Source organism: Taibaiella helva, from assembly GCF_003545695.1.
GTDB lineage: Bacteria > Bacteroidota > Bacteroidia > Chitinophagales > Chitinophagaceae > Taibaiella > Taibaiella helva.
Window position 1 is genome coordinate 233,866 of the sequence record NZ_QUZZ01000001.1, and the last position, 11,631, is coordinate 245,496.

At 54.3% G+C, this 11,631-nt stretch carries 12 protein-coding genes and 1 riboswitch; of the genes, 8 read left to right on the forward strand and 4 right to left on the reverse strand.

Features of this window, described 5'->3' with window-relative positions; genetic code table 11:
* Positions 1-12: 12 nt before the first annotated feature.
* From DZC79_RS01005 to DZC79_RS01020, 3 genes are all read right to left on the reverse strand, one after another.
* The gene (locus DZC79_RS01005) at positions 13-1,443 is read right to left on the reverse strand and encodes an RtcB family protein (RefSeq protein WP_232831726.1); all 1,431 of its coding nucleotides are present in this window, start codon (positions 1,441-1,443) and stop codon (positions 13-15) included.
* Entirely contained in the window at positions 1,400-2,155 is a 756-nt protein-coding gene (locus tag DZC79_RS01010) for a hypothetical protein (protein ID WP_118949683.1), read from the reverse strand. Before DZC79_RS01010 ends, DZC79_RS01005 begins: the two co-directional genes overlap by 44 nt.
* A 373-nt stretch (positions 2,156-2,528) precedes the next feature.
* Entirely contained in the window at positions 2,529-2,894 is a 366-nt protein-coding gene (locus DZC79_RS01020) for a ribosomal maturation YjgA family protein (protein WP_118949685.1), read from the reverse strand.
* A 79-nt stretch (positions 2,895-2,973) separates the two neighbouring features.
* Positions 2,974-3,063: riboswitch (TPP riboswitch) on the forward strand.
* Positions 3,064-3,135: 72 nt separating this feature from the next.
* Between DZC79_RS01020 and thiS the strand changes: the two genes are divergently transcribed.
* From thiS to DZC79_RS01060, 8 genes are all read left to right on the forward strand, one after another.
* Positions 3,136-3,339: a sulfur carrier protein ThiS gene (gene thiS / locus DZC79_RS01025; RefSeq protein ID WP_118949686.1), complete on the forward strand. Its 204-nt coding sequence runs from the start codon at positions 3,136-3,138 to the stop codon at positions 3,337-3,339.
* Between the two features lie 2 nt (positions 3,340-3,341).
* A complete protein-coding gene (gene thiC / locus DZC79_RS01030) occupies positions 3,342-5,174 on the forward strand; it encodes a phosphomethylpyrimidine synthase ThiC (RefSeq protein WP_118949687.1) in 1,833 nt (610 codons plus the stop codon).
* Positions 5,158-5,796 (forward strand): thiamine phosphate synthase, encoded by a 639-nt coding sequence (locus DZC79_RS01035; protein WP_118949999.1) that lies wholly within the window; start codon positions 5,158-5,160, stop codon positions 5,794-5,796. The genes thiC and DZC79_RS01035 overlap by 17 nt, the downstream gene beginning before the upstream one ends.
* Complete coding sequence (locus DZC79_RS01040) at positions 5,775-6,527, forward strand: hydroxymethylpyrimidine/phosphomethylpyrimidine kinase (protein ID WP_118949688.1); 753 nt, start codon at positions 5,775-5,777, stop codon at positions 6,525-6,527. The genes DZC79_RS01035 and DZC79_RS01040 overlap by 22 nt, the downstream gene beginning before the upstream one ends.
* Complete coding sequence (locus tag DZC79_RS01045; RefSeq protein ID WP_118949689.1) at positions 6,517-7,122, forward strand: thiamine phosphate synthase; 606 nt, start codon at positions 6,517-6,519, stop codon at positions 7,120-7,122. Before DZC79_RS01040 ends, DZC79_RS01045 begins: the two co-directional genes overlap by 11 nt.
* Before the next feature lie 375 nt (positions 7,123-7,497).
* On the forward strand, positions 7,498-8,274 hold the full coding sequence (locus tag DZC79_RS01050) for a thiazole synthase (protein ID WP_118949690.1): 777 nt from the start codon (positions 7,498-7,500) through the stop codon (positions 8,272-8,274).
* A gap of 6 nt (positions 8,275-8,280) precedes the next feature.
* Positions 8,281-9,405 (forward strand): 2-iminoacetate synthase ThiH, encoded by a 1,125-nt coding sequence (gene thiH / locus DZC79_RS01055; RefSeq protein WP_118949691.1) that lies wholly within the window; start codon positions 8,281-8,283, stop codon positions 9,403-9,405.
* Positions 9,406-9,420: 15 nt separating this feature from the next.
* On the forward strand, positions 9,421-10,131 hold the full coding sequence (locus tag DZC79_RS01060; protein WP_118949692.1) for a HesA/MoeB/ThiF family protein: 711 nt from the start codon (positions 9,421-9,423) through the stop codon (positions 10,129-10,131).
* 4 nt (positions 10,132-10,135) lie between these two features.
* Here the strand turns inward: DZC79_RS01060 and DZC79_RS01065 are convergent, their stop codons facing one another.
* On the reverse strand, positions 10,136-11,554 hold the full coding sequence (locus DZC79_RS01065; protein WP_118949693.1) for a POT-type proton-dependent oligopeptide transporter: 1,419 nt from the start codon (positions 11,552-11,554) through the stop codon (positions 10,136-10,138).
* Positions 11,555-11,631: the final 77 nt, after the last annotated feature.

Genomic DNA, 11,631 nt, shown 5'->3' on the forward strand with positions numbered 1-11,631 from the left:
TTAGCGGTTCAATTATTCTTTGTTCATTCTTACGATACGGGGTGTAAATTTTCCTTGTATGCTCACCAGCTCCTGCTGGGCGGCCATCACGTGTTCAATATCCTTGTAGGCTTGCGGGTTTTCTTCCACGCTGCCGCCTATAAGGGTTACGCCTGCCTGGGCCAGCATCTTTTTCAGTGCGGAAGCCGTCATGTTTTCCCTGGCCCGCTTCCGGCTCATAGCCCTGCCGGCCCCGTGGGAGGCGGAATACAGCGCGTCAGCCTGTCCTTTGCCGGCCACGAGATAAGCGGAGGTAGCCATGCTGCCGGGGATGATGCCCAGCTCCCCTTCATGGGCGGGCGTAGCGCCTTTTCGGTGCAGGATCACCTCGCTGCCATCGGCCAGGGTGTCTTTCCAGGCGAAGTTGTGATGGTTTTCCACCCTGGCCAGCACCTCGAGGCCCAGGGCTTTGAGCACATTGGCGTGGATGCGGTCGTGACAGGCTTTGGCATAGTCGCCGGCCAGGTTCATGCTGAGCCAGTATTCCTGCCCTGCTTCGCTGTCCATATCGAGCCAGGCCAGCTGCTGCGCTTCACGGGGTAGCTTGCAGGTGTCCATCGCGATGCGGGTGTAATGCTGCGCAATGTTGGCGCCTAGTCCGCGGCTGCCGGAGTGCGAGAGCAGGGCCACGTAGCTTTGCGCCGGGAGACCCAGCACATTATCTTCCTGCAGCTCGATGAGCCCGAATTCCACGAAGTGATTGCCGCTACCCGAGCTGCCCAATTGCCGGGCCGCCTTGATCTGCAGCCGCTTCAGGAGCGGCGTGGCAGCAAAGGCGTCGTCGTCCAGCACCTGATGTTCCTGCGCCTGCGCCAGGCCGCCTTCTATGCCGAAATGCGTCTGCTCTTTCAGCGCGCACTTCATCTGGTAGGCATGGCTTTTGAAGAACGCCGGTCCTTCGCTCAGGATGGAGAGGGACATGCGGCAACCGATATCCACACCTACGGCGTAGGGGATCACGGCTTTCCGGGCGGCCAGCACGCCGCCTATAGGCAGGCCATAGCCCGTATGGGCATCCGGCATCAGGGCGCCCTGCACGGTTACCGGCAGCGACATCGCCAGCTCCATCTGTTTTTTGGCGCTATGCTCTACTTCTTTGCCGCCGTAGACCTTCAGCCGCCCGCTTTGCTCCAGCAGGGGAAAAGTCTGATAGTGGCAAGGCTGCTCTTCGGTAATGAAAGTGGCAGCGAGCTTTCCGAGTACGTCGTCGTTTACATAAGCTTCCGGTTGGTTTTTGATGTTAGTAAGTAAAGAGATCCAGGCGGCTTTGCTTTCGTGCTTAAAATGCCTGGGTATAATTGTAGCGGCGAGGCTGCGGGCGATATCATTGGTATAGCCCAGCCGGCTCAGCTCTTTTGTTTTAATAAAATTGCTCATGGTCTTCATCGCTTGCTGCTTCTGCAATAATGCGCTGCAGCGGTTTGTTATATAAGGGGCTCTTTTCCCGCTCCGGTCGTCTGTCCCATCTGCTCCGCCACCTGGAACCCCATACCAGCCTGTTCAGCCGGGGCCCGAGATGCTCCCGGGTAATCCGGTTGTCGATCTGTTGCAGCTCTTGTTCCAGCACTTCATCGACGGTCCTTACATGGGTGATCATATTGGGCTTTACCTGTAGTACGAAGCGCCAGGGTTCGGCAAAAACATATTGGATATAAGTTGTGCCATCCTTCCGGGTTTCTTCCTTCGGGTAGAAAAGAACTCTTTCTTCAGGACTCAGCGGGGCACGGCTCCACTCATAGCAGTAGAAGGCGCGCAGGTACTGAGGCTTTACTTCATAAAGTTTTTTCCTGTTCTTTTTCCGCCCGACCCTTCTCCTGAAAGAGCGGTCGGCGGCATAATCTATTGTATTGATCTTGCTCAGCAGGTTGTTGTAAAAGGCTGCGGCAGCGCTGCGGGCCACATCTTCCCTGAGGACGAAGGTCCTTCTCCAGCCGCGCTGGTAGGGCGTTTGCAGCGGTGTCAGCGGCAGCTGTCGCCTGGCCATACAGAGCTCGCTCTGCCGGTGATGCATGCGGATCAGCTGTTTGTCGTGATCTTTTTTCTGCGACCGTTTTCTTTGCCTTGCGGTGCGTAGCCTATAGCAACCTGGTTCAAACGAGCTGTCATGTGTGTCCATAACAGGGGTTTGATCCGTTGATTAAAAAGGTGGATATCCGTTCGTCCTTGCGCAAAGGATATATCCCTCGGGGCATCAGGACTGCAGGTATGCCAGGCATACGAAAAGATCAGCAAAGGGGCATGATCAATGGGGCACAACAGGAAATGACCGTTGGCTCAGGGGCAGGCATAGCGTATCCGCTGCCGGTCGCAGCGTCTTTTTCTTTCTTCCGTAAAGAAAAAGCCATGCCCGCCTGGTCAGGCAGCAATGATAAGGGATGATATGTAGAGACAGTAAGTCATTGGCTATTGTGCATTAGAGGGTCAACACACTCAATATCGCGGGCAAAAATAAAGCAAAAATGGAAACGGCAAATTGCGGTGCTATAGATTTAATCTTTTTTAAGCAACAATTTATCTATAGCCCATCCGGCAGATACGCCTGCAACGTAGGCCAGCAGGTCGGTCCACAGGAAACCCTGTCCCAATACCAGCCGGCCGGGCAGGGTAGCGCGCAAGGCATCGAGCGGGGGCGTGTGTATCGCCTGGCTGAACTCGATAGCGAAACAAAGGGCAAGACTTATAAGGGCTACCGACCGGCTACGTTGATGCAGGAAGCAGGAACGGACGAGGAAAAACATCATGAACGCATAGAGCGCATCGCCTGTAGCTGCGGGGATAAAGGCGATACGCCTGGACAACAAACCCAGTGCAATAACCGCAGCAACAAGGATAAGATAGGGAATACGCTTTTTCATAAGAACAGGCTAAAGATAAGGTATGCGCTTGTTAAAGGACGGGGCGTAATTTGGCCGTCCCGATTTAATAACTACCTTCGCTTCACTTTAGGGGTGCCATTGTGCTGAGATAATACCCTACGAACCTGATGCAGCTAGTACTGCCGAAGGGAAAAGTAAGACCGTTCCATGTGCCGGTATGCCTTTATGGTATATTTTCTACGCACAGTAATTGTCATTCCTGAAGTCAACCTGTTTGGGAATGAAAATATTTATCAACGACGAGCCGCATGAAGTTGCTGAAGAAGCGACCCTGGCGCATATTGTCTTCAGTCATCTTGGCGTAAAGCAAAAGGGGACTGCTGTGGCCGTCAACAACAAAGTGATTGCCCGGCAGGAACGGGATGGCTTCCTGTTGCAGCCCGGCGATCATATCCTGATCATAAAAGCAACACAAGGAGGATAACCATGCAAAAAGAAACCGTGGCCCAGGGCCATGCCATTACCACCGGAGCCATCAGCGGCTCGGCGAAGATATATGTTCCCGGGGTGCTGCACGACATACACGTGGCGATGCGGGAGATCACGCTATCGCCTACAAAGCTGGCCGGGGGCCAGACAGAAATCAATGCACCGGTAACAGTCTACGATACCGGCGGCGCTTATACGGACAACGATGCGACGATCGATATCCGCAGCGGACTGCCCCGGCTGCGGGAACGCTGGATTCTGCAGCGCGGCGATGTTGCCGTTCTGCCGGAGGTCAGCTCTGCTTATGGCAGGGAAAGGCATGCCGATAAACGCTTGGACGAGCTGCGTTTTCAACTGATACAAAATCCGATGAAAGCCAAGCCGGGTCATAATGTCAGCCAGATGCACTATGCCCGGCAGGGTATCATTACTCCTGAAATGGAATATGTCGCTATCCGCGAGAACCAACGTCACGAGCAGCTGAACGGTAGCTATGAAGGCCTGGCAGCGCAGCAAAAAGGCAACAGCTTCGGAGCCAATACGCCGCAAAGCCACATTACTCCTGAATTTGTGCGTTCGGAGATCGCCGCGGGAAGGGCGATCATACCCAGCAATATCAACCATCCCGAAGCCGAGCCGATGATCATCGGGCGCAATTTCCTGGTGAAGATCAATGCCAATATCGGCAACAGCGCCGTGACCTCCAGCATAGAGGAAGAAGTGGAAAAAGCAGTATGGGCCTGCCGCTGGGGCGCCGATACTATTATGGACCTGTCTACCGGGAAGCATATTCACGAGACCCGGGAGTGGATCATCCGCAATTCGCCGGTGCCGATCGGTACGGTGCCTATTTATCAGGCGCTGGAGAAAGTGAACGGTAAAGCTGAAGAGCTCACCTGGGAGCTCTTCCGCGATACCTTGATCGAGCAGGCCGAGCAAGGGGTATCCTACTTTACGATCCATGCCGGGGTACTGCTCCGTTATATCCCGCTTACCGCCAAACGCATGACGGGCATTGTGTCCCGCGGCGGCAGCATTATGGCTAAATGGTGCCTTGCGCACCACAAGGAAAATTTCCTGTACACGCATTTTGAAGAGATATGCGAGATCATGAAAGCTTATGACGTGGCCTTCTCCCTGGGCGACGGTTTAAGGCCCGGCTCCATAGCCGATGCCAACGATGCAGCGCAGTTTGCCGAGCTGGAAACGTTGGGCGAGCTGACGAAGATCGCCTGGAAGCACGATGTGCAGACCATGATCGAAGGTCCCGGCCACGTACCCATGCACCTGATCAAGGAGAATATGGAGAAGCAGCTGCAGGTCTGCGGCGAGGCACCCTTTTACACCCTGGGCCCATTGACTACCGATATTGCGCCCGGTTACGATCACATCACTTCGGCGATCGGCGCCGCTATGATCGGCTGGTATGGTACGGCTATGCTCTGCTATGTAACACCCAAAGAGCACCTGGGCCTGCCCAATAAGAAGGATGTCAAGGACGGTGTGATCACCTATAAGCTGGCTGCCCATGCAGCAGACCTGGCGAAAGGCCATCCCGGCGCGCAATACAGGGACAATGCCTTGAGCAAGGCGCGTTTCGAGTTCCGTTGGGAGGACCAGTTCAACCTGTCGCTGGACCCCGATACGGCACGGGAATACCATGATGAAACACTGCCGGCCGATGGCGCGAAGGTGGCGCACTTCTGCTCGATGTGCGGTCCTAAATTCTGCTCGATGAAGATCACGCAGGAGATACGGGAAACGGCTGCCAGCGGTATGTTTGATAAGGCAGAAGAATTCAGGCTGAAAGGTAATGAGCTCTACAGCTAAAGCTATGGACCGGTTGATCCTGATCTCGGATCCGGGGCATCCGCCTGATGAAGCGCTGCTGCTGAACCGTATGTTCGCAGAAGGGCTGTCCCTGCTGCACCTGCGCAAGCCGGAACATAAGCCGGATGAGCTGTACAGCCTGTTGAACGCCATCAATCCGGTCTATCACGGGCGGATTGTATTGCCTTTTTCGCTGGCGGGCGACAGGCGTTTGCCTTTTCCGGAATACAGCAAAGTTCATTTTTTCGAACAACTGCGCGAAAGGACGAAGCCTGAATATTTCGGGACCTTGCAGGCTAGGGGATATACTTTGTCTACTTCCGTACATGAGGTAACATCAATAGCAACCTTATCGCCGGCATTTGCCTATACCTTCCTGGGGCCCGTTTTCGACAGCATCTCCAAGCCGGGCTACGCTGCCATGGACCGGGCTATGCTGGCCTCACTGCCTGTGAGCAGCAAGACAAAAGTATTTGGCCTGGGCGGAATTGATGAGTACAACTGCAGCGAAGCCCTGGCTTTTGGTTTTGATGGCGTGGCAGTGCTGGGCGCCGTATGGCAGAGCAAAGATCCTCTGGAACAATTTAAAAAAATGCAGCAATGTCTTATGAACGGCCGGTAGTCCTCAGCATAGCGGGCTATGATCCCTGCGGCGGCGCAGGTGTGCTGGCCGATGTCAAAACCTTTGAGCAGCATCATTGCCTGGGCATGGCCGCGGTTACGGCCTGGACAGTGCAAACAGAAGAGGCTTTCCTTCACTGGTGCCCTGTGGGCACGGAACAGGTGCTGGCGCAGGTACAGCCCTTGCTGGAACGCTATCCTATAGAATGGATCAAGATCGGCTTGTGTCCCGGGCCCGAAGGCCTGCTGGCTTTATTGCAGGGGCTGAAGCGCTTGTCACCGGGAGTAAAAGTGATCTGGGACCCGGTATTGTCTGCCACAGCGGGGTATGCCTTTGTAGCAGAAGTACGGGAGCCTTTCCTGGCGGCTATCCTGGAGCAGGTGTACCTGGTTACGCCCAATGTGCCGGAAGCCTTGCTGCTGAGCAGATGTGCAGATGACGAAGCGGCGGCGCTTACTCTGTCCCGGTATACCCGTGTGCTGCTGAAAGGCGGCCACTCCGAAAGCACTCCGGGTATGGATCGGTTGTGGATCGCAGGAGCGCGAAGGGACATTCCGCCCACCGGGAAGCAGGTCTATGCGAAGCATGGCTCGGGCTGCATTTTATCCGCTGCCATTACTGCTAATCTCGCACATGGGCTGATCCTGGAAGCGGCCTGCGTTAAAGGCAAACAATACGTAGAACAAGTGTTGCGCAGCAATACACAATTACTGGCTTATCATGCTACCTAAACTACAATACATCTCACAAGGCGCGACGGCGCAGCAGCAGCTGGAGCATATCCGGAAGGTGCTCGATATAGGTTGCATCTGGGTGCAAGTGCGCTTCAAGAATCAGGAGGAGCACGCCGTGCTGGACCTGGCGGAAAAAGTAAGGCTGCTTTGCGACCGGTACGGAGCTTTGCTCATTGTCAATGATCATGTTGCCATAGCCAAGGCAATAGCTGCAGATGGCGTACACCTAGGCTTGTCTGATACAGCAATAGCAGTTGCCCGCGATGCGTTGGGGGTGGAGAAGATCATCGGCGGTACCGCCAATACCCTGGAAGATGTACGTCGCCGGATCACAGAGGGCTGCGACTACATCGGTCTCGGCCCCTATCGTTTCACCACAACAAAGGAAAAGCTGAGTCCCGTGTTAGGCCTGGAAGGTTATCGTCAATTACTGTCGGCGCTTAATGAAGAAGAGCAAAGGGTACCGGTCTACGCTATTGGTGGTATACTTAAAGAAGATATTGCTCCCTTGTTGAAGGTGGGTGTATATGGTATCGCGGCTTCTGGCCTATTGATACAGACACCGGAAAGAGTCGAATCGATCATGCAATAATAGATACATGATGGATCATTGATGGGCCCCTGAGAACCTTTGCCATGGCCGTTTCTCCTGTTTTGTGCCTTCATGTAAGCCAATACTTTAATATAGTCATAGCTCAATTGAGAATAAACTAGATCGGATAACAGTTAAGATACTTCGGTTGCTGCGCAGACCTCAGTATGACAAATGGGGTGTTTACAGGTAGAGCTGTCTCCAAACAAAGACATCAAATTGTCATACTGAACGGAGCTTTAACGCAGTGAAGTATCTCAAAAAATGAAAGTCAGAACAGTTCCGGTTGTAACAGGAACCAAGAGTCATTGGGAGCTGGAAGATATCTACTACGCTTGTTTCCTATGCCTGGATATTTAATAAGAAATATAGCAGATGAATCATTTAAAGATTGCCGACAGAACATTCAGCTCCCGCTTATTCCTGGGAACAGGCAAATTTGGCTCGCCACAGCTGATGGGCGAAGCGGTAAAGGCTTCAGGTTCGGAGCTGGTAACGGTAGCGCTGAAGCGGATCGACGCTGAAACAGAAACGGATGCTTTGCTGGAACAGCTGCAGCTGCCCGGAGTGCATTTATTGCCCAACACCTCGGGCGCACGCAATGCTAAAGAAGCAGTATTTGCCGCAGAGCTGGCCCGCGAGGCGCTGGAGACCAATTGGCTGAAGCTCGAGATACATCCCGATCCCAGGTACCTGCTACCCGATGCCCTGGAAACCTTAAAGGCCACGGAAGCCCTGGCCCGGTTGGGTTTCGTGGTACTGCCCTATATCCATGCCGATCCCGTGCTGTGCAAACAGCTGGAAGAAGCCGGCACGGCTGCGGTGATGCCGCTGGGCGCACCGATAGGGACCAATAAAGGACTGAAGACACTGGATTTTCTCGAGATCATTATCGGGCAAAGCAAGGTGCCGGTGATCGTCGACGCCGGGATCGGTGCGCCTTCGCATGCTGCGCAGGCCATGGAGCTGGGCGCCGATGCCGTACTGGTCAATACCGCGATTGCCGTAAGCGGCGATCCGGTAGCAATGGCTGCTGCCTTCAAGCTGGCCGTTGTCGCCGGCCGGACTGCCTATGAAGCCGGGTTGGGTGGTGTACGTGATCATGCTGCGGCCAGTAGTCCGCTGACGGCTTTCCTGGATGATATCAAATAGACCTTTATGTTCACAGCTATTTTCGAAGCCTACGATTGGGACACAGTTACGAACCAGATCGAAAGCAAGACCCAACAGGAGGTCAGGATGGCGCTGCAAAAGAAGAGACGCAGCCTGGAAGACTTTAAGGCGCTGGTCTCCCCGGCGGCAGCGCCTTTCCTGGAACCGATGGCGCAGCTGAGCCATCAGCTGACGCAAAAACGTTTCGGCAAAACGATGCAGATGTATGTGCCACTGTACCTGAGTAACGAATGTCAGAATATCTGTACCTACTGCGCCTTCAGCCTGGACAATGCTATTCCGCGCCGGACCCTGAACGGCGCCGAAATACTGCAGGAAGTGGCCGTGCTGAAACAAATGGGCTATGATCATGTGTTGCTGGTGACGGGCGAAGCCGCGAGAACGGTAGGTGTGGATTACCTGCGGGAGGCCATCCGGATCATACGACCGCATTTTGCCAACATATCGATAGAAGTGCAACCCCTGAACGAGGACGATTACCGCTTGCTGCGCGAAGAGGGCCTGTATGCGGTGCTGGTATACCAGGAGACGTATCGCAAAGACAACTATAAACAATACCATACCAGGGGAAAGAAGGCCAATTTCCGTTACCGCCTCGAAACGCCGGACCGGCTGGGCAAAGCCGGCATACACAAGATCGGCCTCGGCACTTTGATCGGGCTGGAAGACTGGCGTACAGAGGCTTTCTTCACGGCGCTGCACCTGCAGTACCTGGAAAAGACCTACTGGCGTACGAAGTACTCGCTCTCTTTTCCGCGGCTGCGTCCGATTGCACAGGCCGGCTCAGACGGGCACAAGGATTTTGAACGCTATATGAGCGACCGGGAGCTGGTCCAGCTTATCTGCGCCTACCGCCTGCTGGATGAGGAGCTGGAGCTTTCTTTGTCGACACGTGAAGAGGAGGGTTTTCGGGATCATGTCATACCCTTAGGCATCACGAGCATGAGCGCCGGCTCCCGCACCAACCCCGGGGGCTATGCGGTAGCGCTCCAATCGCTGGAACAATTTGAAATATCCGATGAACGCAGCCCGGAAGCGATAGCTGCGGTCATCAGGTCCAAAGGCTATGAGCCGGTATGGAAGGATTGGCATCCTGCCTGGATACAATAATCGCGCAGACGAAACATGTTTACGACACAGGAAGTGATACGATACAGCAGGCAGATCATCCTCGATGATGTGGGGCCTGAAGGCCAGCGACGGATCAAGGCAGGCAAAGTACTGGTGATCGGCGCTGGCGGCCTCGGTTGCCCGGTGCTGCAATACCTGAATGCCGTGGGTGTGGGCACCATCGGCATCGCTGAGTATGATACTGTCGAAGCGACCAATCTCCATCGCCAGGTACTTTATAAGCCTTCTGATGTTGGCCGCAAGAAGGCTCTTGCAGCCATTGAAACCCTTCATGAACAGAATCCTTATACGCAGCTTGTGCACCACGACCTGAAGGTGGATGCTGCTAATGCCTCAGCATTGGTAGCAGCTTACGATATCGTCGTCGACGGCTGCGATAACTTCGCAACACGCTATGCGGTGAACGATGCTTGTGTACAGCAGGGCAAGCCATTGGTCTATGGCAGCATCCTCGGCTTTGAAGGGCAGGTCACTGTCTTCAACCGTAGCGGCAGCGGGCAGCTGCGCGATATCTTTCCCGAACCGCCCGATCCCGGCGAGGTGCCTTCCTGCTCGGAGAACGGTGTCCTGGGTACGGTCCCTGGTATCATCGGTACCATCATGGCGCAGGCAGCGATCCATATCCTGCTGGAACAGCCATCCTTCGAACACCGCTACCTGCTGATCGATACCCGTACAATGGAACGTAAGGTATTGCAGTACTGATGGCTTAACCGGCCGTTGCTTCCGTCGGGCTACTGCGGCGGAAAAGCGTGCGGCCATAAGCGATTATATATAACAGGGATACTGAACCCATAAGAATAATGAAGAAGCCATAGTAGCTGGCGCCCGACAGGCGGCTGAGGATACCGTTGTTGCTGATATTGCTGTTGATGAGCGATACGAGGTAATTGCCCAGGGAGATCGTCAGCAGCCAGAAGGACATGATGGTGCTCTTCATCGAAGCCGGCGCCTGCGCATAAGCATATTCCAGGCCGGTAAGATAAACGAGTATCTCCGCTGCGGTTTGCAGGAAATAAGCAAGGATCTGCCAGGCCACCGAAGGATGCCGCCCGGCGTCGATACCCAGCTGCAGCATATAGATAATGCCAAAGGATCCGATCAGCAGCAGAAAGCCCGCCAGTATTTTTCGATGCTCATTAAAGTCGAATCCTTTTCTTTTCAGGTAAGGATAAATAACACTCGTGAGCAGCGGAGTCAGCAGCAGAATAAAGACGGGATTGGCTGCCTGCACCTGCTGCGGCAGCAAGGTGAGGCCAAGCAAATGCAAATCGAGCTTGGTGGCCTGGATCACCCATTCGGAAGTACTCTGGTCGCTCAGCATCCAGTAAGCGGGGATAAAAGCAAAGAGTACGATCACCTTCCATACCGAATGCACGGCATTGACAGTCTCAGGACGATAGCGTTGTGCGGCGATAGCCTTGGGCCTCATGCCGCGCAGCAGCTGCGGCGCCTGCTGCAGCACATAGAAATTAACGCCGAGGAAATGCTCTTTCGGAAAACCAGCCGGCTTTACCCGCACATATTTTTTCCTGCCGAGGAAAAAGACCAGCGTCGCCAGCAGCATCAGCAGGCCCGGTACGCCAAACGCAATCCTGGCGCCATAATGCGTGAGGAGGTAAGGAATGAAAAGCGTGGAGAAAAAAGAGCCGAAGTTGATACTAAGGTAAAACCAGCTGAAGGCCTTGCCCAGCAAATACCGGTTGCTATCGTCGAACTGGTCGCCCACATTGGCCGATACACAAGGCTTGATGCCGCCCGATCCCACGGCAATCAACACGAGGCCCGACATGAACATCGGATAATGGTCGGTGAAGCCGGCCATAATAAAGTTGCCCAGGCAATAGACCAGCGATAGCCATAGGATAATCGCATACTTACCCAGGAACCAGTCGGCTAGCAGCGCACCGGCGATGGGCATGAGGTAATTGAGCGTGATAAAGAAATGGGTGGCTTCGTTAGCCCGTGCTTCAGCTGCCACCTGCAGGGCCGGATCACCTGAAGGATTGAAAAAATGTGTCGCCAGGTAGACGGTAAGAATGGCCCTGAGTCCGTAATAGCTGAAACGTTCTGCTGCCTCATTGCCGATAATGTATTTAATCCCTGCAGGAACTTTGCCGGTAGCCATGTCGCGCTTGTTTTTGTTCCCTTAAAAATGGGAAAAAGCAAGCGACCGGCACTAGTGATTTCTGTAAGCTGCAGGAA

Excerpts from the sequence above, each read along its gene's own strand:
- DZC79_RS01010 (WP_118949683.1), bottom strand. The coding sequence starts at position 2,155 with ATGGACACACATGACAGCTCGTTTGAACCAGGTTGCTATAGGCTACGC.
- DZC79_RS01020 (WP_118949685.1), bottom strand. The coding sequence starts at position 2,894 with ATGAAAAAGCGTATTCCCTATCTTATCCTTGTTGCTGCGGTTATTGCA.
- thiS (WP_118949686.1), top strand. The coding sequence starts at position 3,136 with ATGAAAATATTTATCAACGACGAGCCGCATGAAGTTGCTGAAGAAGCG.
- thiC (WP_118949687.1), top strand. The coding sequence starts at position 3,342 with ATGCAAAAAGAAACCGTGGCCCAGGGCCATGCCATTACCACCGGAGCC.
- DZC79_RS01035 (WP_118949999.1), top strand. The coding sequence starts at position 5,158 with ATGAGCTCTACAGCTAAAGCTATGGACCGGTTGATCCTGATCTCGGAT.
- DZC79_RS01040 (WP_118949688.1), top strand. The coding sequence starts at position 5,775 with ATGTCTTATGAACGGCCGGTAGTCCTCAGCATAGCGGGCTATGATCCC.
- DZC79_RS01045 (WP_118949689.1), top strand. The coding sequence starts at position 6,517 with ATGCTACCTAAACTACAATACATCTCACAAGGCGCGACGGCGCAGCAG.
- DZC79_RS01050 (WP_118949690.1), top strand. The coding sequence starts at position 7,498 with ATGAATCATTTAAAGATTGCCGACAGAACATTCAGCTCCCGCTTATTC.
- thiH (WP_118949691.1), top strand. The coding sequence starts at position 8,281 with ATGTTCACAGCTATTTTCGAAGCCTACGATTGGGACACAGTTACGAAC.
- DZC79_RS01060 (WP_118949692.1), top strand. The coding sequence starts at position 9,421 with ATGTTTACGACACAGGAAGTGATACGATACAGCAGGCAGATCATCCTC.
- DZC79_RS01065 (WP_118949693.1), bottom strand. The coding sequence starts at position 11,554 with ATGGCTACCGGCAAAGTTCCTGCAGGGATTAAATACATTATCGGCAAT.